Here is a 25,732-nt window from a genome sequence, read left to right as displayed (position 1 = left end):
TTGTGTTAAATGAGTATGTTAACCCTATCATTTGCCATCAACAGCATAAAGTTCAGTGATGAATTCGTATGTTATCGACGGCGTAGTCACTCTATTCGGTTGTCTTTGGTTTAAGTGCGGCTAAGTGCTTGTTCTAGCAAATTGCCTGTTCGGGCTAGTTATCGATGCGGCCCGCGCCAGCGCTGGCGGAACATAAATACACTGTGGCATCGATGGCGGTTTTTTCGAAGAATTCATGTTCAACGGCGGCAACAACAGCGTCCGTCAGTTCATGGTCGACTAAGGCGACCACGCAGCCGTCGGTCATGCGGATGCCACCACGTTCGCCGATCACTTGGCTAACAATTTCAACTAAAGTATCAAATTCGGGCAGTGTGACTTCAAAATCATCACGCAGTGAAGCATGGGATTCAGCCATTAAACGACTGAATTTTTGGATGTTATTTTGCTCTAGGGCGCGGGCAGCATTTTGAGTTCTTTGGTTCTCAGTGACTACGTGTTTCGCTCGGCGGTATAGCACTTCATCTAAATCGGCCTTTGCACTTTCTAGTTGGCGTAAATCGAGGTGACGCAGTGCATCTAAGCCAAAGTACTCTGCCGCTTGTGCACACTCAGTGCGACGTTGCTCATTGGTCGCAGCTAAGCGTTGTTTCTCGATATGGGCATCTATGATGATAAGGCTTAGGTTTTCTGGAATGGGAATAGCTTCGCTATCGAGATCTAAGCAGTCAATCAGGAGTGCATGGTCTTGCTCACCCATGGCGCTGCACATTTGATCCATGATGCCACAGGCCGACTCAACATACCTGTGCTCGCCGCGCTGTGCGAGTTGCGCCACCGCCATTGGGGATAAATGCAGTTGGCTGGTATCACTAATGGCTGTACCGAAGGCGACAACGAGTGCGCCCGAAGATGAAAGACCTGCAGCAAGTGGCACATCGCCCACAATGGCTAAGTCTAAGCCCTTGGCTAATAAGCCAGTTTGCGCCATAGCTGCAGTAAAACCTTTGAGGTAATTCACCCAGCCATCTTGCGGGTCCATGTCGTTTTCTTGGCCGAAAACCCACTCTTTAATTTGTCCGGGAAACGCATCGGCGACGGCTCGAAATTTAGTATCTTCACGGCGTTTTACCGCAATTACTGTATGAAAATTAATGGCTGCCGGGAGTACAAAACCGTCGTTGTAATCCGTGTATTCACCGATCAGATTGACTCGCCCAGGGGCTTGATATAAATCGTCGGCTTTAGTGCCAAAGGTTTGGACAAATAACTTTGTGGCGCGTTGCGCAGGGTTTGACATGCTGTAAAAAATTCCAAAAAAGCTGAGCTAATTTCGTTACCGTCATCGATTTATATCACGACTGAGTCAGTGATGTAACTGAGATTTTTTGCTGAAATGGCGATAGGCTGCAATGAGTAAATCGATACTGGGATGAGGATGCAAAATAGCGTATTGAGTGTTTTATCTAGTTAATTGATTTGTAAAGATTAGTCAGCATTTAGTTGGATGCCGCACAAACTAGCAGAGGCTGTTACTGTTCGTTTGTGCGACCTGTTATGGTGTGATTTTAATTTAATGCAGCATTAGCAGGCACTTAACTACGTGGCTCCGCATTAAGTTTAGGATCAGGCACTTGTACAGTATCTTCCGCTTGAACTGTGTTTTTCTCCGAGTTTTGCAATAGCTCGTAAATTACATGATCCACAAAACCGGCACCTGCGGCTTCGTACAGGTTGTACACACTGTGTACCCCCGATTCTCGAAGCGCCGCGGCATCATCACTGTACTGCACAATTGCACTGATTTTGCCTTGATAATTCAGTTTTTTGAGTTGCTCAACTGCAAACATATTTCCCGCGTGGTGCGGCATGGCTAGCAGTACCAGTTTAAGATTAGGTGCTCTGTCGAGTTTTTCCCAAAAGTCGGTATCTGAGGCGTCACCTTGCACTACATTGCGACCCTTTGTTTTATGTAAGTCGACTAAGTCTTGCTTGTGTTCAATACCGAGAATTTCCCCATCAAATTGTTCCCTGAGTTCATCATAGGCACCGCTACCAATACGGCCCATGCCTAAGATTAAAAAGCGTGGATTGCCAATGGCGATGGGTCTATCTTCTGGGTGTAACGGGCGTTTTTCTAGCTTGATTAAACGCTGCTGGAATCGCTGGTAGATATTACCGACGGTGGCGTTAAGTGGCGCGGCGAGTAAAAAACTAAAGCTTAATGCCACGGCGATGATCACTAGCCACTCAGGAGGTAACCAACCTTTATAGGTGGCTACTGCGGCGACGATCAAACCGAATTCACTGAAGTTACCTAGGTTAAATGAGCCCAACATAGAAGTACGCGAACGCAGCTTAAAGCGGGTAAGAATGTAAACAAACAGCAGAATTTTGAGTGGCACTAACAACACCAATAGCGCCGCGAGGACGATATCCGATACCGTAGGTAAGCCATTGAGTCCTATGGTTAAGAAGAAGGCAACGAGGAAGAGTTCTTTAAAATAGAACAGGGATTTTGCCAGCTCGGAGGACTTTTTGTGGCCCGCCAACAAGATACCGATAATCAGTGCGCCGAGATCGGGTTTTAAACCAACAGATTCAAATAACCAAGCGCCAACCACGAGTGCCATAACTAGGCCGAAAAGGACTAAGAGTTCACCGTGGCCGACACGGTCGAACGCTTTATAGATGAGCGGTTTAGCCAGTGGCAGTAAGAGTAATGCAAAGGCCCATACCGAAGGTACATCGCCTTTAGAAATGGTTAAAAACAGTACGGCGAAGATATCCTGCATAATCAAGATACCAATAGCGACCCGGCCGTAGAGGGATTGCACGTCGCCTTTATCTTCTAACACTTTGACCACAAATACGGTGCTGGAGAAGCTTAATGCGAAGGCAATTAACGTCAGTTGTTCTAGGTTCAGACTCGTGAGTTGGCTTAAGCCCAGTAAGCCGAAGAGTTTCAGAATCGGCACAAAAATCACGATCGAGAGCACTAAGTGCACACTCGAACCCGCCCATACTTCGGCCTTGAACAGGCTACGAATATCGAGTTTTAACCCTATGGCGAACAACAGTAAAGTGACGCCTAGGCTGGCGAGTTCTTGCAGTAATGGCAGGCTTTCTTTATCTATTCCTAAGATGAACAGTACAAAGCCTGCCACTAAGTAGCCGATGAGCGGAGGGAGTCCTATACGGCTGACGAGCATGCCGCAGATGAGTGTAATAATGAGGATGCCTGGTTCCATGATGCTCCAATCTAAAAAGTCTAAAATTGTAAGTGATTGTATAAGAAATCTATGACACTTGGATAAAAAAGCGGACTTTTAATGAAAAAAGTCCGCTTTTTATTGGTGTTGCGGTAAATACACTTGGCTGTTAAAACTCGCGTGAACTAAATCACTCCGCTGGTCTAAGCCTAAATCGTTACTATTTCACGAGATGATCTAAATGGGTGGCAAAATCTTTGGGGCCCATAAAACCAGTCACGCGTAAATCTTCCCTTTGCTCACCTTGTTCATTAAACATCAACAGCGTAGGCAAACCGAGCACATTGTATTTTTCGAGTAAGGCCACATCGACCTTGTCACTTTTAGTCACATCCGCTTGTAGCAGCACGATTTTATTCATGCGGGCTAACACGTTGGCATCTTTAAAGGTGATGGCTTCGAACTCTTTACAGGCAACACACCAATCGGCGTACAGATCGAGCATCACAGGCTTACCTTGGGCGGTAGCGGCTGCAATTTCTTGCTCAAGATCTTCAATCGATTTAATCCGTTTAAAGCCATGGACTTCTTCGGTCGTCGCCGCAGTGCCTACGGAATTGTTATTAAAACCAAAGTGTCCCATCACAGCTTGGAATCCGTAGGAGAAGCTCGCCAGTAGCGCCAGCGTTAATAGGACTGAACGTACAGTTTGTTTCCAGTTAAATTCACTGAGTTTGTTCTGATGCATCAAGTAGCCGGTGAAGCTTACGCCCCACAGTGACCAAAGCACATCGGATACTACTCCTGTCCAAATACGGCCAAGCATCACGATAGATACAGCGATCAGCAGGAAGCCGAAGATAGTCTTGATGATGTCCATCCAAGCGCCGGCTCTCGGTAATAATTTACCGCCTGAGGTGCCGATAATCAGTAGAGGTAATCCCATACCCATACTGAGTACATACAGGGCTAAGAAACCTTGGAGTAGGTCGCCGGTTTGGGCCACATAAACGAGTGCACCCGACAGCGGCGCGGTAGTACAAGGTGATGCGACAAGGCCAGAAATCACGCCCATCAAGAACACGCCAACTAAGTTGCCGCCTTTTTGATTATTCGAGACTGAGTTCATCTTCTCCTGCCAGCTCGATGGCAGTTTCAAATCGTATAGGCCAAACATAGATAAGCTGAGCACAAAGAACAAAATCGCGAGTACGACTAATACGGCAGGATGTTGTAATGCCGCTTGGTATTTTAGTCCCGCCGATGCGACCACTAACCCTAAGATAGAGTAAGTGATTGCCATGCCTTGGACGTAAGCCATGGACAAGGTAAAGGCTTTTGCGGTTGAGAGCTTTTGCCCTTGGCCGACAATAATACCCGACAAAATCGGATACATAGGGAATACGCAGGGCGTTAATGCCAGACCGACACCTAGACCAAAGAAGATCACTAAAGTCCAAATTAAGCTGTCGTTCGACAGCATTTGGCTCAGGGTATCTTGCTGAGTAATGGGTTGCGTATTGGTTTTATCGGCAGTGCTTGGCTCAGTGCTGGTTTGCTCAGTCGTCGTGGTTGATTCGGCGCCTGCAATTAATCCATCGTTGGCTGCAATCGCCTTTAAAACGACTTCATGCTTGGTCGGTGGATAACACAATTTACCTTCGGCACAACCCATAAAGGTCACTGTGAGCGTGGCATTTTCATCGGCCTGTTTTAAACCAACGGGAATATCGACATAGGTATAATAGACTTCTTGCTTACCAAAATACTCATCTTCATGGGGCTTTCCCTTTGGTAGAGCGACCGTGCCTAACTCGGCACCATTGACGCTAAATTTAAGCTTGTCGCGGTACATATAGTAACCGTCGGCAATCACCCAATTGAGTTTGACCTGATTACCTTCTTGCTTGGAATCGAAGACAAATGCTTGATCGACAGGCATCAATTCAGGCTCACCCTTCATGAAGTCGAATTTGTTACCGAAAACCCCTTCACTATGAGCTAAGGGCGCAAGAAGCAATAAAGAAGTGAAAATAAGGCTGAGTAGTTTTTTCATGGCTGAGTGTTGTCTTTTATCCAATCTAAGTAGGCTGGTAGCCCGTGGGTCACAGGCACGGCAATAATTTCGGGTACTTGATAAGGGTGAAGCCTAAGCACAAGTTGTTCTAACTCTGTATATCGACTTTGTAAACATTTAATCTGTAAGCTAAATTCTTGCTCTTCACAGATTTTTCCTTCCCAAGCATAAATTGAACGTATCGGGGCGGAAATCTGAACACAAGCGGCAATACGCGACTCAATTAAAGCTCGGGCCAAAGTATTGGCTTGTACTTCATCGGGGCAGGTAGTGCTAACCACTAAATACTGATGCTGCATAGTGTTAGGTATCGTCTCTTAAGAATCTTAAAGTTCGCTTAAGCCAACTTCGTTAGGCTACTTTACGTGTTTTAATGGTCTCATACATTAGCGGGTTAACAAAAGGGTGAGCTAAATATCAGTGTTTTGCTCCCTTACTTGGTCCTAATGGTTATCCTGACTTGAATTAAGACCGGATAACCCCCATTTAGTTTACAGAGATAGTCAGATAAACCTGAGGTCGGTATGTTTTTCATTATATTTTTACTCTTTGTGCTGATCCCAGTAATAGAGCTGTCGGTGCTGATCCGTGTGGGTGAAGTGCTTGGCACTTGGACTACCATAGGTTTAGTGCTGTTTACCGCCGTGCTCGGGGTCTCTCTGGTTCGCAGCCAAGGCTTAAACACCTTAATGCAAGTACAACAAAAACTCGCCCGTGGTGAAGCACCGGGGCAAGAAATCGTTGAAGGTATGATGTTAGCTATGGCGGGCATCTTGCTCGTGATCCCCGGTTTTGTAACCGATGCCATTGGCCTATTATTCTTGACGCCATTAACCCGTCGTCCCATTGCTGCCTTGCTGTTCAAACGTATGCAGTTACGGGTTGTTGCCGGTTTACAGGGCACAATGCACGGTGGCTTTCAAGCAGGCCAAGGTCCCTTTGGGCCTAAGCCACAGGACCCATTTGGCCAAGCACCATTTGATGATAGTGTGAAAAAGGACGGTAATGTGTTTGAGGGAGACTTTGAACATAAAGTCGATCCAAGTGATATCAAACCCGCTAGCCATCAACTCTCTGATAAAGCGCAGGACAAAGAACAGGATAAAGATCCTAAGCCTTAGTCTTAGTATGAGTCTCGTATTGTCTTAGTCGCTTTTTGCGTTAGTTTTTTATTGGATTAACTCATTTGATTATCGCGTTTATTCGCCCCTAATATCCCTTAGATACCAGTGGCCCACTGAATCAATCTGACCTGTGCCGCTGGTTCACCTCCACCGTAATAGCCATTTCACTCTTAAAAAACTCCAATACTAATAACCCGCCCACTCAGGTATAAGAGTTAACATGATATTAGAGAAAAGCTTTTTTTTCGCATCCACGCGATAAAGTTAGGTATTATTAAATCATGACTCTGTATCCAAGAGAAAAAGCAATATCAGTGCTGTTGTCCATGTTGAGTAGGTTTTCGACGATAGTGAATTCAATTGCACTGTTATTCAGATAATACCTATAGCCTAGAAATACTTCGTGAGAAGGTTTTGAAAAGTCATTATCTGTTTTGAGTAAACCTTCATAGTGATGTAATTCAATAAGCCAACCATGGCGTCCCATTAAATACTCATAACCTAAAGATAACATTACAGCATGGTCTTTATAGTCTATTCCAGATAGACTTTCATCATTTTGTCTAAAACTTATACCTGTTGTGGAGTAAAAATGATGCATTCCAGATGTATAGCTATAATTCAGCTGTAATGCTTGTTCAAAACGGTTATCTACAAATGGGCCAGAATTAACATGGTTGTAATATAAGCTGCCACCAATTGATAGACCATAATTATCCTCACTAAGCAATTGATATTCTAAATAGAAATTTAGGGCATTCGTTAGCGTATCGCCAGAAAGATCAGGTTGATTTATACCATTCTTTGAAAATATTTGGTTTTTGTCTTTGATTGTATTGTCGCGGCCATTTTGACCCACACCAAATGCATCATGAAACCAGATAGTGACCGAGTCAAGATGGTTATCCCCACTAAAACTCCACTTATAATTAGTATCAAACATCCATTTTTCAGTGAGTTGCCACTTTATTCCGCCATTAAGAGAATTATGATAATAGTCAGCATAGTAATCGTCAGTTTCAGCCCATACACTTGCTACTGTTGCAGATCCGTATATCTCTTTTTTCCCTTCAGGCTGTGCAAATCCTGAACGAAGTAGAGGCGTTAAGCTACCCGCCTGTGTAGGTGATTGGGCATGCACACGAAGTGGCCCATAATGACTATAATTGATATTTTCTGCGAAAGTACTCGGTAAAAATATTACCGTATAAATTAGAGGTGCTCTAATAGTCACAAATAAAATTTTCTTTGCATATTTCATCGAAAACTCTTTTTTAGCTAATATCTATTAAAAGCAATGTTTTGTAGTGAGGCTGATGTTATGTATAAATGACTTAAATTTTGTCTGTTTGAAGCAATAAAGTTTTTGATTAGACAGATTTATAATTAATTTTAGAATTAAAAACTACAAAAAACATACCATAATAGTACAAGTGCGAGCCAGAATGACCTACAGATAAACGGGATTGTAGTGAGTATTAGTAAAGTGCTAATAACTGCCAGTAATATTGTCTGTTTACTCATTGTCTGGACGCTATCAAAGCGTAATTTCATGATGTTTCTCAAACATAAATTATTATGCTAACAAAGCAATAACATTGTTTATGTTGTTAGTTATAGGTAGTGGTATTTCAGATGGCATTGTAAATGAATAATCAGCACTAAATATACCGCTGCTATTTACTCGTGTAAATGTGTGTAACAGGTAATTGTCCCGTATTAGCGGTGAAAATATGGAACTGATAGTTCATATTTTTTAATTAATATATTTATTTATCAGTCATATTAGTTATCGTAATTAAAGACCAATCTCAGTTTGCCAAACTTGTTTATCTAATGGATGTGCTTGTTTAAATTGTCCCTCAAACCGCAATAGATCAAAAATGAAATGGCCAGCCAGCCACGAATGACTGACCGGCCGCGCCGGGAAGCGTTTTTGGATAAAATGCGGAGCAGGTTAGCTGGGTGATTGACCTCCTGTTGCCGTCGCTTTGATATTGAATACTAGGCTGTACATCACTGGCAGTACGATGAGCGTCAGCAGAGAAGCGAAGCCTAGACCGAAAATAATTGTAATCGCCATAGAACCGAAAAACGCGTCGGGGATCAGCGGTATCATCCCGAGCATAGTGGTTATCGCGGCCATCATCACTGGACGAACACGGCTGACACAGGAGTCGATTAAGGCAAAATAGGCTGGTTTACCTTCACTGAGCTCGAGGTTGATCTGATCGACCAAGACAATACCGTTTTTAATCACCATGCCCGACAAACTCAGTAATCCGAGTAGTGCCATAAAGCTGAAGGGCGCATCGAACAACAAGAGTCCCGCCGAAACCCCAATCAAGGCCAGTGGCACAGTAAACCAGATCACTAAGGGCTGACGCACTGAGTTGAACAAGAATACGGTAATTAAAAACATCGCTAGATAACCTAAGGGAATTGAGCTAAATACCGACGCTTGTGCTTCACCTGCGGTTTCAAATTCACCGCCCCATTCTAAGCGGTAACCCGCGGGCAAGCTGATCGCTTCGACTTGGTCTTTGATTTTGCGCAGTACAGAATCGGCGGTTTCATTGCTACCAAGCTTAGGATCGGCCATTACTGCGAGCATGCGCATGCGATCGCGGCGCATCACCAGCGGATTTTCCCACTCAGTGTTGAAGCTACTGACTACTTGGGTGGCGGGCACAAAGGTATTGTGTTCGCTGCTCCAAATTTGCAGCTTCCATAGGCTGTCCGCTTGCAAACGTTCTTCGGCGGGCGCTCTGGCGACTATCGGCAACAAGTGGCTGGTTTCTCGGTATAAACCTATTTGCTTACCGCTAAAGTTAACCAATAGGGCATTGTCGAGGTCTTGCTTACTGATCCCCGTTTCCCGCGCTTGGGCATTTTCCAGTTGCGGACGGATCAACGGCACTTGATTACGCCAGTTGTGACGTATGCCATCCATGCTTGGTTCGGCGTGGAAAATCGCCTCGGCTTGAGCACCTAAAGCGCGCAGCACTTCAGGGTTATCACCGTAAAAGCGTGCCTCAATTTTGGCGGCGGGCGAAGGGCCGTTCTCCATGTTTTTTAAACGATATTGTGCATGCGGGAAACGTTGATTTAACAAGGTTTCTAATTCTGGCATATAGGCTTTAACTGCGTCTAAATCCTGCATTTCTACAATCAACTGGGCAAAGGCGGGATAGCCTTTTTCTGGCTGATAAGGCAGGACGAAACGCTGCGAACCTTGGCCAATAACGGTTGTTAAGTGTTTTAGCCCAACGTCTTTTTGCTCGTCCAGCGTAAGCATTAACTTCTCAATATCAGCGGTAAAACGCTCGGTCGCCTTGATGTCAGTCCCCTCTGGCATCCAGATATCCACAAAGAAAATCGGCGTGTTAGAAGCAGGAAAGAACACATTCTTGATATGACCAAAGCCCACTACAGCGCTGAAAAGCATAGCGATAACCAGCAGTATGCTCACCAGCCTAAAGCGCAGTGCCACAATTAAGCTTGTGCGATATAAGCTGAAGAACCAGCCCTTGTAGGGGTCTTGGGCTTCTTCATCGCTCGGCGCATCTTTAAATAACAGATGACAGAAAAACGGCGTGAGTGTGATGGCGGTGATCCAGCTGATAAACAGCGAAATCATCAACACTTGGAATAAAGAACGGCAGAATTCACCGGCGGCATTTTGCGATAAGCCAATGGGGGCAAAGGCAATAATGGCAATTACAGTCGCGCCCAATAGCGGCCACTGGGTTTGGGACACTATCTGTTTGGCCGCTTCCAAACGGGTCTTACCGCGACGGATACCAATTAAAATGCCTTCAGTAACGACAATGGCGTTATCGACCAACATACCAAGGGCAATAATGAGTGCGCCGAGGGAGATGAGCTGTAGCTCAATCCCGAGCACTTTCATCACGATAAAAGTACCTAGAATCGTCAGCAGTAAGATCAGGCCCATCAATAGACCTGAGCGCAATCCCATAAACAGCAGAAGCACGGCGATCACTATGGCAATGGATTCCATTAGGTTGATTAAGAAGCCGTTAACTGTCTCATCTACCGCCTGACTCTGATTATAAACCGTCGCTAAATTCATGCCGATTGGGCGTTGTGATTCAAGCTCGGCTAAACGGTCACTGACCTTTTGCCCGATTTCGACTACATTCACACCGCTAGAGAAAGAAATCCCCAGCGATAACGCAGCTTCACCTTTATTGTGATAAAGCACATTAGGGGTTTCGTCATAATCCCTTTCAATATTGGCAATGTCGCCAAGGTAAATCAGCTCAGAGCTACCCGGAGGGCTGACGATTAAACGCGCGAGATCCTGCACATTGCTAAATTCGCCCGTGGGATGAATGCGGATACGGTTATCGCCAATCACTAAGCTGCCCGCGTTAGAGACGACGTTTTGATTGTTCACTAAGCCATAGATATAGCTCTGATCTAACCCCAGTGCCGATAGCTTTTGCTGGGAGATTTCAATCACGACTTGCTCGGTGACGTTGCCAGCAACAGAAACCTTTTTCACTCCAGGTACTAGCACTAGCTCACGGCGCAGATAGTCGGCGTAATTGCTCAACTCGCGGTTGCTGTAATCAGGTCCCGAAAGGTTAAATAAAATGCCATACACATCGCCAAAGTCGTCCATCACCTGTGGCGTTGCTGTGCCCGGCGGCAAGTTTCCCGCTGCATCATTAACTTTACGACGCACTTCATCCCACACCTGCGGCAGGCTGGTTTTATCGTAGCTTTCTTTAATCTCGATTTGGATTTGTGATAAACCCGCACTATTAATTGAAGTCACATGCTTAATGGCGTCGAGTTGCTGCAGGGCATCTTCGAGCGGTAATGTCACTTCTTCTTCAACTTGCTCAGGCGATGCACCGGGATAAGCCGTGATCACTAAAGCTTCTTTAATGGTAAATTCGGGGAATTCTAGTTGCCCCAAACCGGTAAAACTGACGCTACCACCCACGAGTAGCAGCAACACAAACATCCAACTGATGACTTTGTGGCGTATCGAATACTCTGCAATGTTCATCAATTACACCCCACGCTGCCAGCGTAGTGGTTTGACTTTCATGCCATCGGATAATTGAGACACTCCAGCGCTGACGATGAGATCGCCCTTGCTGACGCCCGTTAAAATCTCAACACCTTGATTACTGACGCGTCCTAGCGTCACCATCGTCGGTTTTACTTCACCCGATTGCGCTTGATAAATCCACACTTGCACTTGGCCATCTTGGTCGCGCTTATCGATAGCGGTCACTGGCACTACCGTTGACGCGAGGGCACTAGGATCTTTGACTAAGGCTAAGGTCAACTCGGCACTCATTCCTGGAAGTAACTGAATATCTTGAGGTTGAGGTAACGAAAACACCACTTCATAGGCTTGGGTACCCGGCGTGACTTGAGTCGAGTATTCTTTAAATTTGGCATCGAAACTTTGCTCAGGGAAGGCACTAAAACGCACTTTAGCTGCAAAGTGAGCTTGATCGGTATATTGCTTCAAACCCGCCGCCATCGACTCGGGAACTTGAATGCTAATATCGAGCAAGTTATTGTTCTGTAATGTTAATACCCCTTGGTTTGCTTGCACTATTTGGTGGTTATCCACTAAACGTTTGGCGACTGTACCGCTAAAAGGCGCCGTTAAACGGGTGTAACTCAGTTGATCGCGTGCAGCGGCTAAGGCGGCGGTGGCCGATTTGAGTTGCGCTTGAGTGCTATCAAACTCAGATTGTGAAATCAGCTTGCGATTGAGTAGCTCGACTTTACGTTTAAAGTCAGCGGCTAACAGTTCATGCTCCGCCTCGCGGGTCATTAAATTATTGTGGGCGTCCCTGTCATCAAGTTTTGCGAGTAAGCTACCTTGAGTGACTCTTTGCCCTTCAACTAATGCCAATTCTGTTAATTGTCCTGAAATGCGGAACGACAATTCTGCGCGACTATTGGCGGCAACGCGGGCTGGAAATGTTCTGAAATCTCCGTCTTCTACATTGAGTACTTCAAACAGTTTAACCGGACGAATTGTTGCCACTTGCACTGAACTTTCCGCAGGCGAACAACCACTGATCAGGGCTGGAAGCAGCATTGTCAGCGGCAAGAGTCGATATGATTTCATGGTGGAGATTTCCTAGTTAACAAATTGTCAGCATTTCTGGGCGCGAAGATACCAGCTAAATTAGTTGCAATAAATGGGATAATTTGGGAATATCAGTCCCACATAATGAGATTGAACTTAAGGTCAAAATGAAGACAGAGGACTTAGCGTTATTCCACCGAATTGCTGAAACCGGTAGTTTGATTGAAGCGGCGGATTTACTTAACTTGCCAAAATCGACTGTGAGTCGGCGTTTGCAAGCCTTGGAAGATGAGCTGAACATTAAATTGTTCCACCGTCAGAGCCGCTCTATGACGCTCACTTCTGCGGGCAGTCATTTTTACCAGCGCTCGCAGAATATTTTGGCTCAGCTCGACGAAACCCTATTCGAAATGACCAATGACGATGCTGAGATCAGCGGGCATTTGCGCATTCAAATGTTCCCCATCCACAGCATGAAAATCTTGATGCAGGCCATTTTCCGCTTTATGGATATGCACCCTAAACTCACCTTAGAAGTCATCAGCAGTTCAGAATCCGTTGATATGGTGAAACATAATCTCGATGTGGCTTTTGTGGTCGAGCCTGCGTTGGATACCTTAGATTTAGTAGTGCGGCCAATTTTTACCACTGACTTACGTTTTTACGCCAGTCCGCAATATTTAGCGGCACATGGCACACCTAAAACACCGAAAGAGATTGAAGCGCATAATGTGTCTATGTTCCGTTTATCCAATGGCAAAATCTTTAATGAGTTATTTATCGGTTCAGAACAAGAGGTGAGAGTCAGAGGTAATTTCTGCTCAAATAGTATTGAAGTGGCGGTTGAGTTTGGATTGCAAGGACGCGGCATAGTGTATGCGCCTGCTGAAGTCGTGGATGAATATGTACAAAGCGGTGAGTTAGTGACTTTGTTACCTGAAATCCAGCCCCACCAAGGCGAGTGTTTCTTAGCTTATCCATCAAGACGTTACGTAAGTTTAGCCTGTCGACGCTTTATCGACTATATCATGCAAGAGTTAGTGCCAAATGGCGTGCCGATCAACATGAGCGAGCAAGGCCCACGTCGATCCTGCAAAGCCTCTACGGAAGCGTTTTCAGACGATGTCTTGCGCTTTCCCGTTAAAAAATCAAGCTAGTTTACCCCTCGCTAATGGCGTTTGCGGTCGTGATCTTTGTGGGCTCACAGATCCGCTGCGCCAGCCAGTAACAGGCAATTCCCATCAAAATATTAGTCACAGGTAGCGCGAGCAGCAGGCCTTTAACGTCACCTATATACGATCCCAAGGCTGCTAGCGGCAGCATGAGCAGCACTAAGCGGCACAGATTGATGACTAATGAACTCATAGGCCTGTGGTAGGCATTGAGCGAGGTCGCGACAATAATCACTATACCCAAAGGTCCGTAGGCGCAGGGCAGCACTAAGATATAAAAACTCAGCCATTCGATAACCTGCGGATCGGTACTGAATAAATGCGCGATAGGCTCGGCTAAAAAGATCAGTGGGATATAGAGTAAGGTTTGGAAAATAAAGATAAATTTTATCGATAATAGCAGGGCTTCTTTTGCTCTGTGTGGCTGTCCTGCCCCTAAGTTTTGCGCAATAAAGGGCATTAAACTCGACGACAGTGCCATCACTACGATTAATAGCACTGACTCTAACCGAGTACCGGCACCAAAGGCTGCCACGGCGCTGTGATCGATATGCGCCAACATGGCCATAATAATGGCATTAGCTAGTGGATTGATTAAATTCATCAAGGCGGCAGGTTGTGCGATATGGGCTAATTTGCTCCAGTTTGCGCGCATTCTGTCTATGTCAAAGGCGGTCCATTCGAGCATTTTGCGCCTGACAATCAACAAATATCCCGACAAAGATAAGGCAATCAACCAGGCGAACAGGGTTGCAATCGCGGCGCCTTGGATTTCTAAACGTGGAAATGGCCCAATACCAAAAATCAATAACGGATCGAGGATAAGATTGATGAGCGCCGCCAGCGCCATGATCATCGCCGGCGAGCGGGTGTCGCCAGTGGAACGTAAACCTTGATTGCCTACCATCAACAATACCAGCAGCGGTGCGCTGACATACCAGTAAATCATATAGTCGTGGATCAGCGGCAAGCTGTCATCGTTTGCCCCGAGTAAGCGAAACAGTGGCGTAATAAAAATGCTACCCAGTGCGGCTAAACTGGCGATCAAGACAAAGGTGAGCAATAAGGCATCATGCAAGAACACTTTGGCCTTATGGGCATTACCCGAACCGATAAGTCGACCTAAATTGGTCGAGACTCCAGCGCCAATACCAATGGCGATGCTAGAGATCACTAAGGTCACCGGAAAGGTAAAACTGATGGCGGCTAAGGCTTCAGTGCCCAATTGGCTGATAAAAAAAGTGTCAGCGAGGCTGAAACCTAGAATGGTCATAATGCCAATTAAGTTGGGGAGGCTCATGTTGAGCAGTACACGACCAATTGGCGCGGTGAGCAGCCCGTGTCTGTCTTTCATGGAAAAATAGTGCCTTGTTAGCGAGCGGAGGCGAGATTCTAGCAGGATTGTGCGGACTTGAAAAAACCGACATCAAAAAATTGAAGTTTTTTTTGTAAATGCCCTTGGATCTCGACACTGTCAGCCCCATATCTCAGACAGCAAAAGAGCAGACTAAGGTGTCTGTTTTTTTAATCACAAATAGGCTCGATTGTAGGGCATCAAATCATTAGGAGAGTTCATAGATGAATATTCGTCCATTACATGACCGCGTAATCGTTAAGCGTCTAGAAGTTGAATCTACATCAGCGGGTGGCATAGTACTGACCGGTAGCGCCGCTGAAAAATCAACTCGCGGTGAAATCCTTGCTGTGGGCAATGGCCGTATTTTAGAAAATGGCACAGTTAAGCCACTGGATGTCAAAGTGGGTGACGTGGTGATCTTCAACGAAGGTTACGGCGTTAAGAAAGAAAAAATCGACGGTCAAGAAGTCTTGATCCTGTCGGAAGCTGACCTGATGGCAGTAGTGGGTTAATCCTCAGCATCAATTCGACATTCCAATTAATCATTAAAAATTTAAAGGATAATCAAGATGGCAGCTAAAGAAGTTGTATTTGGTAATGACGCTCGCGTAAGAATGCTGGCTGGCGTAAACATTCTCGCAAACGCAGTTAAAGTGACCTTAGGCCCTAAAGGCCGTAACGTGGTATTAGACAAGAGCTTCGGCTCACCACTGATCACTAAAGACGGTGTTTCTGTTGCCAAAGAAATCGAGTTAGAAGACAAATTCGAAAACATGGGCGCGCAAATGGTGAAAGAAGTTGCTTCTAAAGCCAACGACGCCGCCGGTGATGGTACTACTACTGCAACTGTATTGGCTCAAGCCATTGTCGTTGAAGGCTTAAAAGCCGTTGCAGCCGGTATGAACCCAATGGATCTGAAGCGCGGTATCGACAAAGCCGTTATCGCTGCTGTGGCTGAATTAAAAGCCTTATCACAACCTTGTGCAGATTCAAAAGCGATTGCGCAAGTTGCGACTATCTCTGCAAACTCTGACGAATCTATCGGCGAAATCATCGCAACTGCGATGGAAAAAGTCGGTAAAGAAGGCGTGATCACAGTTGAAGAAGGCCAAGCGTTAGAAAACGAATTGGACGTAGTAGAAGGTATGCAGTTTGACCGTGGCTACCTATCTCCATACTTCATCAACAAGCCAGAAACGGGCAGCGTTGAATTAGATCACCCATTCGTACTGTTAGTAGACAAGAAAATCTCTAACATTCGCGAACTGTTACCTATCCTTGAAGGTCTGGCAAAAACCGGTAAGCCATTGCTTATCGTTGCTGAAGACGTTGAAGGCGAAGCATTAGCAACATTAGTTGTGAACAACATGCGCGGTATCGTGAAAGTGGCTGCTGTTAAAGCACCTGGCTTTGGCGATCGTCGTAAGGCAATGCTGCAAGACGTAGCAATCCTGACTGGCGGTACTGTTATTGCTGAAGAAATCGGCCTAGAGCTTGAAAAAGCAACGTTGGAAGATTTAGGTACAGCTAAGCGTGTTGTGATCACTAAAGACAACACCACCATCATCGATGGTAACGGCGAGCAAACACAAATTGCTGCTCGTGTAAGCCAAATCAAACAACAAGTTGAAGAGTCAACTTCTGACTACGACAAAGAAAAACTGCAAGAGCGTATGGCTAAACTAGCTGGCGGCGTAGCAGTAATCAAAGTTGGCGCAGCGACTGAAGTTGAAATGAAAGAGAAAAAAGCCCGCGTTGAAGATGCTCTGCATGCAACTCGCGCTGCGGTAGAAGAAGGCGTGGTTCCTGGCGGCGGTGTTGCTCTGGTTCGCGTAGCTTCTAAGATCGCTGAAGTAGAAGTATTAAACGAAGACCAAAAACACGGTGTGGTTATCGCACTGCGTGCAATGGAAGCGCCACTACGTCAAATCGCCACTAACGCGGGTGAAGAAGCGTCAGTTGTTGCTAACACAGTGAAGAACGGCAGCGGTAACTTCGGTTATAACGCCGGTAATGACACTTACGGTGATATGTTAGAAATGGGTATCCTTGACCCAACTAAAGTGACCCGTTGTGCATTGCAATTCGCTGCGTCAATCGCAGGTCTGATGATCACTACAGAAGCTATGGTTGCTGAGATCCCACAAAATGCTAGCCAAGATATGGGCGGTATGGGTGGGATGGGCGGCATGATGTAATTTTTGCTGGTCTAAAACGTTGATTACGGCGTTGCTGCTCGCTCATATACACACAACGTATGCTACGCTCACAGCGCCTTGTACTGAACGTTTTATGCTGTGCAAAAACGTCAGACCCCTAGGCCTAAGTTCTTAGTCCGCTAAGAGCGACACCTAAAAAAATCCCTGATACTTAATAGTGTCAGGGATTTTTTTGTATCTGAGGGGCTAAGGAAGTGTTGCTTAACCACTCTAGATTGTATTGGGAGCAGAAAGCTAAACGTCGTGGTAAAGCGCCTTGTTCTAACTCGATTTATCCAACGTAAGATACTTTGCTGGTCTGATGCCTAAAAGCCTCAAACCAAAGTTCTTGTAAAAGAAAACCCCGATGCTGGTAACAGTTTCGGGGTTTTGTTTTTGGTCTGGCAACTTGGGGAAGTATTGGGTGTACTTACCTACACTTTTTGAGATTTAAGCACTGAAATGACCATGAAGGTGTAACATTGTACACTTTTTGATAGCTTGTCATTTTCAACAATCCAAAAGTGTAGTTCTGTACACTTTTATATTGAATGGGGCTGGTTTTAGGGCTAAGGTGTATGAAGTTACACTTTTGGAGATGATGATGGCATCACCGCTAAATCAACAATCCCTAGGCTTGTTAATTAAAGAACGAAGGAAAAGTGCTGCTCTTACCCAAGACGTGGCGGCCATGCTGTGCGGCGTAACCAAAAAAACGCTGATCCGAGTTGAAAAAGGTGAGGATGTTTATATCTCAACCGTATTCAAAATCCTTGATGGTCTGGGGATTGATATCGTTTCGGTTCAAACCAGCGACACCGAAACTAACGGCTGGTATTAACCCATGAGTACTTCTAAAAAGCTCACGTTAGAGATGCACCTCGGTGATTTAATTATCGGGGAATTGTCCTTTGATGCGACGACCGACACCTTTGCCGTGCATTACACCGAAAAGTGGCAACAAAGCGGATTCCCACTATCCCCAACAATTCCCTTAGATGGCCCAGCAAGTAGCAGTCAGATATCGATGTTTTTGGTTAACTTATTACCAGAAAACAAAGGATTAGATTATCTAATTGAATCGCTTGGCGTCTCCAAGGGAAATACCTTTGCCTTGATCCGCGCCATTGGTCTCGATACCGCAGGTGCTGTTGCTTTTGTTCCTAAAGGGACTTTGCTGCCTGAAACACAATTACGGCCAATTAAGGCTGAAGAAGTTATTCAGCGAATTGAAGATCCCACAATGTGGCCTATGGAAATTTGGGACGGCAAACCTCGACTGTCGGTAGCGGGTGTACAACCTAAATTAAACCTGTTTTATAACGGTGAAGAATTTGCATTTGCCGAAGGCGCGCTTTCATCTACCCATATTGTTAAATTCGAAAAATATCGCCATTTAGTGCTTAATGAATTTATGACGATGCGCCTAGCTAAGGCGATTGGAATGAATGTGGCTAATGTCGATATTGTTCATTTTGGAGATTACAAAGTACTCTGTGTCGAACGCTTTGACCGACGTTATATACCAAATGCGCAAAAGGTATTAAGAAGACATATTGTCGATAGCTGCCAAGCTCTTGGTTTTAGTGTTAGCAAAAAATATGAACGTAATTTTGGTTCAGGGCGTGATGTTAAAGATATTCGTGAAGGGGTAAGTTTTAACAGGCTCTTTAGTCTCGCAGCAAAATGCCGTAATCCAGTGGCCGCTAAGCAGGATATGCTGCAGTGGGCGCTATTCAATTTACTGACCGGTAATGCCGATGCACACGGTAAAAACTACTCGTTTTTTATGACGCCAAGCGGAATGGAGCCAACTCCTTGGTACGATTTGGTCAGCGTGGCTATGTATGAGGATTTTGAACAAGAGCTTGCTATGGCAATTGATGACGAATTTGATCCAAACAGCATTTACGCGTATCAATTGGCCGCATTTATTGATGGCCTAGGTTTACCAAGAAATCTATTAATCAGTAACTTAACGACAATAGCGCGAAGAATACTGCAGGCAATAGCTGAGGTGGTTTCAATGCTCCCGGCTCTCGATGAGAGTGAAGCATCATTTGTGGCTCATTACAAAGCGCAGTTGCTGGCGAGATGTGATCGTTACCTTAGTTTTGCTGACGAGGTCAGGGATGTCGAAGTGTAGCTCTAGCTACAGCTTATGACCCAGCGGTAATTTCGTAGGGAAAGGGGCACTCCTGTCACCTTGGCTTTGTTTGTTAATCTATAGAGAGTTGAGCATATCCCATAATTCTTGATTGCTTTTAAAGGCAAAATCAAAGTCGTGGGGCTTCACCCCACACCCGACCAAGGAGGACTGCTCGTCCTATCAAAAACGTCCATGTTAAACTACCAGCTTGATATCCCTATCTCGCGCTCAAAACGGCCGTTGACCTTCGCCCTTGGATGCTCCAAGACGCCCCTAGCGAAGTTACATGCATTAGGTACTAGCCTTGGTCTTATGGATAAATTGGTATCGCTTCCGAAGGCAACGTCCCTGTACCTACGAAAGCTAGTCGGACATCCATATCCGGGCTCACGCAGTTTATTCCAATGCCCTGCGGCAACTTCGCAGGGGAGGGTGAACTTCTGTAGTCTCGGTGTCTGTTGTTAGATCCAAAAGAGTTATGCCTGCCCCATCTTTGTCGCAGGTATTTTTTAAGCATGTTATTCCCCTTGGGATGCATTGCCTCACGGCAGGATTGAGCGCCTCACGGCGGGTTAAAGTGCCCACGCTTCACAGCGTTGGTGGGCTTGCGGTTTATAGGTATATGGGGATTTTAGGCGGGAGAAAGCGTTAACGGATATCGACGTTAGTTATTACTATTAAGTTCAATTGCTGCTTTCTTTCCTAGTTCAGTCGAGAAATACATCCCATTTTCTGTTTTAGTTATCATACCAGTGTTAATTAATTCTGAAACAGCCTTTCTAAACTCACCTAATGAATATCTGTTCTTAGGAAGTGACAGCATAAGATTTTCATGTTGCATTGGAGTTTTATTTAATATGTTGAATATCTCATAACCTAATTCATTTGGAAAATATCTCCTGATAACATCCGAACTAATCTCTGCTACTTTCCTTACGTAAATATTCTTACCGTCAGTTACGTAATTTTCTCGTTCAATTGCCGTATCATATTTTGCATTTACTATTCCTGTATTATTCCCTACTTTATCTTTATTTAATGAATCATCTTCAGTAATACCCATGTTACTAATCAATTTTTCCAATGAAACAATTTGTTTGGCCTGTTTTTGAGTAACATTTTCATGCTTGGTGAGTAATTCTTTTAATGTAATTATCTCATTATTACTTTTAAGTGCCTCAGCTTCAAGAGAGGCCACCTCATGCTTGACTTCCTCTAATTCTTTAACAAGGAAATCAGAATGTTTTCGACTCTCTACACTAGCATTTCTCTCTGATTCTAAAGATAGTTTAAAATCTTCAATTTGTTGTCTGTAATCATCCAAGGAAGCTTTAAGGGTAACATTTTCAGTCAATATACCATCTATATTATTTTGCGTTTGCATTTGAATCTTAGTAGGTTCAAAGCTTTTTGAGGCTTCTAAGTGAGCGATTTCCAGTTCATCCTCTCCACCTCTAATTTTATATTTGTTGAGCCTGTTTTGTCTAACTGATGTTAAGTGATCAACAAGCCACTGAACAATATTATTTATCACAATTGGTAAAATCAACAATGCTCCGGTTAGTAGAAAAGGAGCTATTAAGCTTCTTTCCTTTACGGTATTTTTTATATAATCAATCTTACTTAAAGTTTCAGAATTTGAGCTAATTAAAAAATAGATAACATCCCAATTGTAAAAAAGTATAGAAAATACTACTGCACTAAAAAACGGGCTTTTCATTCTGTCATTTTGAAGTTTAAAAAATTCACTTATAAATTCTTTCATAGCTTTTTTCTCGAATAAATGCTCTGTCGCTATTATGCTAGCATCCAACCCTAAGTCAATGCTTGTAAAGCATTTTTATAATTCAAATTAACAATTGTAATCTCTTTATTGGTTATACTCCCCTTCACTACCTGATTGGTATTCATATCCTTCATCACATAATTAAGCGGTACCAACTTTGCCAGAAAAATTTTATAAAAGGGATGGTGGGCATAATTCTGTTTGCTTTGCATGACTCGCAGGCAACACCAAAGCGATAGGAGTTCATCTTCCCCTGCGAAGTTGTCGAAATACGCAGATAGCTCTTAGTTGTTTGAGTGGGGCCGTGGCGACATCATGGATGATGGCGCAGGCTCGGGGGGACAGGGATACCCCATCTGAGCCGTTAGGCAATTTTTATTGGAGTATGAGACCCGTCTCTAAAGCATGTAACTTCGCTAGGGGCGTCTTGGAGCATCCAAGGGTGAAGGCCAACGGCCGTTTTGAGCGCGAGATAGGGATATCGAGCTGGTAGTTTAACATGGACGTTTTTGATAGGACGAGCAGTCCTCCTTGGTCGGGTGTGAGGTGAAGCCCCACGATCTTGATTTACTTTGGCTTTTAAGCCGCAAACGAGCAGCAAAATAGTCTGCCGACCTTTGATAAGATCGAAAGCGAGGACAGACATATTTCTTTCTGAGTTATTTACAAGAAAAATATAGGTATCTTTGAGTATTCTAAGCTTCTATCACTTGGCCGTAGGGTTATATAAAAATGGCAGTCTTGCGTGTGATAGATTGGAGACTATCTCGATGATAAATTGGTTGAATACTAATATATTGGAAGACATTTAAGCTGAACAAAAATAGTGGGTTAAGCTCTTATTCTCAATTACAATGCACTATTTTCATTCGCTAAATGCGGCATTAAACGAGCAGGAAACACAGTATGAATATCCCAATGATTACCGCGCTTCAGAGTGCTATTACCGAAGCGCTAGAGAGTATACCAACCGCTGAGGCGGAGCAGATTTATGCATTGTCTTTCTATATCAACAACGAATATGACGATCCCCGTCTACCTACGCTGACAGTCGGCTATAACACAGTCGACGAGTGGCATGCCTCGATTCCAAAGGCTTCTAGCTCTGACGAAGCAAAATGGAACTATGCCTTCTGGCTTCAAAACGAACTCCTCGTCTTTGGGGATTCTGACTCTCAGACTGCGGATATCTTAGCTCGCTGGGTGGCCGATCTCGGTCTCGGGTACAGTGATGCGGAGGAAGATGTCGATTTTGAGCGCTGCCTTGAGCTCGGTCAGGAGATAACCGAGCAATTTGTAGCTGCAGTATGCGTTGTCGCTTCTACACTCCATTCCAACTTAACCGTTAGTCGCGTTTTCGGTCGTTCGGTACCCATCATAGTTCACGAGCTCGAGTACTATAACGAGATCGCAGATCAGACAGAGGCCTGTAACCCTCCCAGACTCGCCGAAGAGTTCGTTTCTTGGGTGCGCTCAATTTAACGTTAGTTATTAGTTATAGGTGGTAAGGATATAGGGCAGATTGGTTGGCGGCGGTTCAATAAGCCTAATTACAGAGCTTAATCACATAGCTTAATCACATAAGAAAAAGGATGCATCGATGAACGATGAGCAATACGAGAAGGGGCTTGAGGTGCGTCGTGCTGTGATGGGCGATAGCTATGTGGATAAGGCGCTCAATAGTGCGACGGATTTTACGCAACCGCTGCAAGATTTAGTTACGGCCAATTGCTGGGGTGAGGTTTGGGTGCGTGATGCCATTTCAAGGCAAACGCGCAGTTTGATTACCATAGCGACGCTGGCGGCATTAAAGGCGCCGACTGAGTTAAAGGGCCATGTGCGGGGCGCGCTAAACAATGGCTGCTCGGTTGAAGAGATCCAAGAAGTCTTACTGCATTGCACCGTTTACTGCGGTATGCCTGCGGGGATTGAAGCTTTTCGAGCGGCGAAAGAGGCGATTGAGGAGTGGCAGGCGCAAAACAGTTAGCTTACTTGGTATTGATCATTTTGAGCGTCAATGGCTTTGAGGTTTAGTGGTTTTAACATTCGCTAGGGGAGCTGATTTACGCGCATTCCCCTAGCGCATGATGGCTACAAACTTGAACAGTCTGCGCTTATTTTTGCAGTTGGGCTTTTGCGGCTTCTACTTTTGAGAAATCCAAACCGAGTTCAAGCACGGCTTCTTTGATCAAGGCCGGTTTCTGCATCACTAGCCCCAACAGTTGTTGTAATTTTTCGGCTGGGATACCTAATTGACCGAGCGTACCCATCGCCATTAATGGATTTTCGGTTAATGTTTGAAACAGTTCTTGGATTTTAGCGTCACTGACGTTGTGTTCTTTTAAGATGGCAATAATGGGATTCATTGCATTACCTTGTTGATATGAAAGTTAAACAGGTGCCGATTTTATCACAGTTCTGCCAGAGTGGTTGCCTCACACATGCTGTACCCGTTGGATGTTGCCACGCTTTACCTATGCCATTAAGCGCATTAGATTTTATTCCCAATAAGCTTTACTCTGGTGACGTATTCCCCAAAATCTGCCGATAAAACCTGAGCGACTGTCGTGCATCGTGAGCCGTTGCATTGGATATTATGGCTCTAGATATTATTGCCTTAGATATCATGGATCAATGCGATTGGGTAATCGCTGGCTTTTATCATCCCTTAAAAATAGAAAGGAACTGTGGTTATGCTTGATGTTGTCGCGAACCAAGACAAAAGTATTGTGGTTAAACAGTTACGATACGGGCGTGATAATGAGGTGCTAGTGGTCGATGAGTGGCAACTGCACCCTGCTGAACATTGGGCGATTTTCGCGACCGACAGTTATTGTGGTTCCTTGCTCGGGCGAATATTAACGGGTGATATTCTGCCCGATGAAGGGACGATTGCTGGCCTGCCGCAACGTATCGGCTGGGTGTCACTTGGGTTGCAACAAGCATTGCTGGAGCGCGAATTAGAAAAAGACGAGCTGGATTACGGTTCGAGTGTCGAATCCTTAGTGTTGGAATGCTGCCAAGATGCCAAGCAACTCCCAGCATTATTACAAAAGGTTGGGCTTGAGCCGCTGCGTCGGCGCGGTTTTCGGCAATTATCCACGGGCGAAACGCGCAGAGTCATGCTGGCACGTGCACTGGCAATGTTACCGCAATTGCTGATTTTAGATGACCCTTATGCTGGGCTCGATGCTGAACATCAGGCGAGCTTATCTGAGCTGCTGAGTGAAGTGGCCGAGCATAGCCAGTTGCTGATCATTACCTCTCGCCAAGAAGAATTGCCGCCGTGCATCAGTCATGTGGCGCTGTTTAATGGTGAGATGCTCAAATCGGGGCAGAGTGTACACAAACTCAGCCCGTCGATGTCGATTGAGCAATGGCACAATCATCCTGTGATGGCGCAGTTGAATGCGTTATCCGCCCAACGTAGCGATGAACTCTTGGCCTTAATGGAGCGGCAAAGGCACAACGCCGAGGCGTTTGATCCTCTGGTCGAGATTAAAAATGGCAGAGTGGAATATGTCAGTGGGCTGATTTTCAGCGGCGTGAATTGGCGCATCGAAGCAGGGCAACATTGGCAAGTTCGTGGCCCAAATGGCTGCGGTAAAAGCACTTTGCTGGGGCTGATTTTAGGCGACCACCCCCAATGTTATAGCAATGACATCACGCTCTTTGGCCGACCTCGCGGAAGCGGCGAGAGTATTTGGCAGATTAAACAACGGATTGGCATAGTATCGTCGGCGCTGCACTTGCAATATCGCGTCAGTTGCTCGGCATTAGATGTGCTGCTTTCGGGCTTTTTTGACTCTATTGGCCTGTACCATAAACCCACTAAGCCTCAGCTAGATTTGGCGAAGGAATGGTTGGCGATTTTGCACATGACAGGGCTGGCGAGCGCCAGCTTTAAGAAGCTCGATTATGGTCAGCAGCGGTTACTGCTGATAGGTCGCGCCTTGATTAAACAGCCACTGTTGCTGATTTTAGATGAGCCGTATCAGGGCTTAGATTTTATCAATCGCACCTTAGTGATGCGGGCGCTGGAGATGATAGCCGAGCATCATCTGAGCCAATTGCTGTACGTGTCGCACCATAGGGAAGATGCCCTACCTGCGATTAAAAACTTTGTCGATTTTATCAAGCAAGATGACGGCTATTCGGTACAGGTGAACTACTGTGAGTCTGAGGATTTAACCCGTTTAAATCAGTGAATGCCACCTATCGCAGCAGCTTAACGGCTGCTTATTTGTTTGCAGAGTTTGTCCCCCAATGCAGGTTAAGATTGATCTTACTGGGCGCTAGCCATTGAGAGTGTTAGTCACGCTCAATGGCAATATACCTGTGGCGCGAAAGATTTTCGTATTCCAGTGAAAACTGAGATGCACCACATATCGATAATGATGGCATCGCCCTAGTGTTTAATCCCCCATTCGCCAGACAGCAGTTCTGTTAATTAGTCATGCTTGATATAGGTAACTGTGAGCCGTCTTACAGTTTTGAATGTCGTTGGCGCGAATAATAGTTTCTGGCCTAGGCCAGAAACTCGTGACAGTTTTATGGTTCATCCAC

Annotated in this window: 19 protein-coding genes; 9 read left to right on the top strand and 10 right to left on the bottom strand. The window is 45.2% G+C overall.

The window, feature by feature from the left end:
- Nucleotides 1–154: 154 nt before the first annotated feature.
- The 4 genes from galK to cutA form a co-directional block, all read right to left on the bottom strand.
- Nucleotides 155–1,300, bottom strand: a complete 1,146-nt coding sequence (gene galK, locus L5L98_RS14840; RefSeq protein WP_263142063.1) for a galactokinase — start codon at nucleotides 1,298–1,300, stop codon at nucleotides 155–157.
- Between the two features lie 295 nt (nucleotides 1,301–1,595).
- Nucleotides 1,596–3,251 (bottom strand): cation:proton antiporter family protein, encoded by a 1,656-nt coding sequence (locus tag L5L98_RS14835; protein WP_263142061.1) that lies wholly within the window; start codon nucleotides 3,249–3,251, stop codon nucleotides 1,596–1,598.
- A 181-nt stretch (nucleotides 3,252–3,432) separates the two neighbouring features.
- A complete protein-coding gene (locus L5L98_RS14830; protein ID WP_263142059.1) occupies nucleotides 3,433–5,268 on the bottom strand; it encodes a protein-disulfide reductase DsbD in 1,836 nt (611 codons plus the stop codon).
- The gene (gene cutA / locus L5L98_RS14825) at nucleotides 5,265–5,588 is read right to left on the bottom strand and encodes a divalent-cation tolerance protein CutA (RefSeq protein ID WP_113940010.1); all 324 of its coding nucleotides are present in this window, start codon (nucleotides 5,586–5,588) and stop codon (nucleotides 5,265–5,267) included. Before cutA ends, L5L98_RS14830 begins: the two co-directional genes overlap by 4 nt.
- A gap of 225 nt (nucleotides 5,589–5,813) precedes the next feature.
- On the opposite strand from cutA, the gene L5L98_RS14820 reads away from it, so the two are divergent.
- Nucleotides 5,814–6,410: an FxsA family protein gene (locus tag L5L98_RS14820; RefSeq protein ID WP_105251362.1), complete on the top strand. Its 597-nt coding sequence runs from the start codon at nucleotides 5,814–5,816 to the stop codon at nucleotides 6,408–6,410.
- 277 nt (nucleotides 6,411–6,687) lie between these two features.
- Here the strand turns inward: L5L98_RS14820 and L5L98_RS14815 are convergent, their stop codons facing one another.
- From L5L98_RS14815 to L5L98_RS14805, 3 genes are all read right to left on the bottom strand, one after another.
- Nucleotides 6,688–7,674 (bottom strand): DUF3187 family protein, encoded by a 987-nt coding sequence (locus L5L98_RS14815; RefSeq protein ID WP_263142056.1) that lies wholly within the window; start codon nucleotides 7,672–7,674, stop codon nucleotides 6,688–6,690.
- Between the two features lie 696 nt (nucleotides 7,675–8,370).
- Nucleotides 8,371–11,457: an efflux RND transporter permease subunit gene (locus tag L5L98_RS14810; protein WP_263142054.1), complete on the bottom strand. Its 3,087-nt coding sequence runs from the start codon at nucleotides 11,455–11,457 to the stop codon at nucleotides 8,371–8,373.
- A 3-nt stretch (nucleotides 11,458–11,460) separates the two neighbouring features.
- Nucleotides 11,461–12,543, bottom strand: coding sequence for an efflux RND transporter periplasmic adaptor subunit (locus tag L5L98_RS14805; RefSeq protein WP_263142052.1), 1,083 nt, complete (start codon nucleotides 12,541–12,543; stop codon nucleotides 11,461–11,463).
- Nucleotides 12,544–12,671: 128 nt separating this feature from the next.
- Here L5L98_RS14805 and L5L98_RS14800 point away from each other — a divergent pair, with 128 nt between their 5' ends.
- Nucleotides 12,672–13,661, top strand: coding sequence for a LysR family transcriptional regulator (locus L5L98_RS14800; RefSeq protein ID WP_263142149.1), 990 nt, complete (start codon nucleotides 12,672–12,674; stop codon nucleotides 13,659–13,661).
- A 1-nt stretch (nucleotide 13,662) separates the two neighbouring features.
- On the opposite strand, the gene L5L98_RS14795 is transcribed toward L5L98_RS14800, so the two are convergent.
- Nucleotides 13,663–15,030, bottom strand: coding sequence for an MATE family efflux transporter (locus L5L98_RS14795; protein WP_113940005.1), 1,368 nt, complete (start codon nucleotides 15,028–15,030; stop codon nucleotides 13,663–13,665).
- Between the two features lie 224 nt (nucleotides 15,031–15,254).
- On the opposite strand from L5L98_RS14795, the gene L5L98_RS14790 reads away from it, so the two are divergent.
- The 4 genes from L5L98_RS14790 to L5L98_RS14775 all read left to right on the top strand — a co-directional run bounded on the left by L5L98_RS14790 (nucleotide 15,255) and on the right by L5L98_RS14775 (nucleotide 19,377).
- On the top strand, nucleotides 15,255–15,545 hold the full coding sequence (locus L5L98_RS14790; protein ID WP_006086113.1) for a co-chaperone GroES: 291 nt from the start codon (nucleotides 15,255–15,257) through the stop codon (nucleotides 15,543–15,545).
- A gap of 57 nt (nucleotides 15,546–15,602) precedes the next feature.
- Nucleotides 15,603–17,231, top strand: a complete 1,629-nt coding sequence (gene groL / locus L5L98_RS14785; RefSeq protein ID WP_263142049.1) for a chaperonin GroEL — start codon at nucleotides 15,603–15,605, stop codon at nucleotides 17,229–17,231.
- 604 nt (nucleotides 17,232–17,835) lie between these two features.
- Complete coding sequence (gene hipB / locus L5L98_RS14780) at nucleotides 17,836–18,072, top strand: type II toxin-antitoxin system antitoxin HipB (protein ID WP_105253052.1); 237 nt, start codon at nucleotides 17,836–17,838, stop codon at nucleotides 18,070–18,072.
- 3 nt (nucleotides 18,073–18,075) lie between these two features.
- A complete protein-coding gene (locus L5L98_RS14775) occupies nucleotides 18,076–19,377 on the top strand; it encodes a HipA domain-containing protein (RefSeq protein ID WP_263142045.1) in 1,302 nt (433 codons plus the stop codon).
- A gap of 667 nt (nucleotides 19,378–20,044) precedes the next feature.
- On the opposite strand, the gene L5L98_RS14770 is transcribed toward L5L98_RS14775, so the two are convergent.
- Nucleotides 20,045–21,145, bottom strand: coding sequence for a hypothetical protein (locus tag L5L98_RS14770; RefSeq protein WP_263142043.1), 1,101 nt, complete (start codon nucleotides 21,143–21,145; stop codon nucleotides 20,045–20,047).
- A gap of 927 nt (nucleotides 21,146–22,072) precedes the next feature.
- Between L5L98_RS14770 and L5L98_RS14765 the strand changes: the two genes are divergently transcribed.
- Both L5L98_RS14765 and L5L98_RS14760 read left to right on the top strand, forming a co-directional pair.
- Nucleotides 22,073–22,648, top strand: coding sequence for a hypothetical protein (locus L5L98_RS14765; RefSeq protein ID WP_263142041.1), 576 nt, complete (start codon nucleotides 22,073–22,075; stop codon nucleotides 22,646–22,648).
- Nucleotides 22,649–22,766: 118 nt separating this feature from the next.
- Nucleotides 22,767–23,153, top strand: coding sequence for a carboxymuconolactone decarboxylase family protein (locus tag L5L98_RS14760; protein ID WP_219253638.1), 387 nt, complete (start codon nucleotides 22,767–22,769; stop codon nucleotides 23,151–23,153).
- A 127-nt stretch (nucleotides 23,154–23,280) separates the two neighbouring features.
- Here L5L98_RS14760 and L5L98_RS14755 read toward each other — a convergent pair whose 3' ends face one another.
- The gene (locus L5L98_RS14755; protein ID WP_006083102.1) at nucleotides 23,281–23,532 is read right to left on the bottom strand and encodes a DUF2999 family protein; all 252 of its coding nucleotides are present in this window, start codon (nucleotides 23,530–23,532) and stop codon (nucleotides 23,281–23,283) included.
- Between the two features lie 327 nt (nucleotides 23,533–23,859).
- Here L5L98_RS14755 and L5L98_RS14750 point away from each other — a divergent pair, with 327 nt between their 5' ends.
- Nucleotides 23,860–25,374, top strand: coding sequence for an ATP-binding cassette domain-containing protein (locus L5L98_RS14750; RefSeq protein WP_263142025.1), 1,515 nt, complete (start codon nucleotides 23,860–23,862; stop codon nucleotides 25,372–25,374).
- Nucleotides 25,375–25,732: the final 358 nt, after the last annotated feature.

The organism is Shewanella sp. SM23 (assembly GCF_025654295.1).
GTDB lineage: Bacteria > Pseudomonadota > Gammaproteobacteria > Enterobacterales > Shewanellaceae > Shewanella > Shewanella oncorhynchi.
Note: the sequence above shows the minus strand (reverse complement) of the source record. Positions and strands in the feature narration are given on the sequence as shown.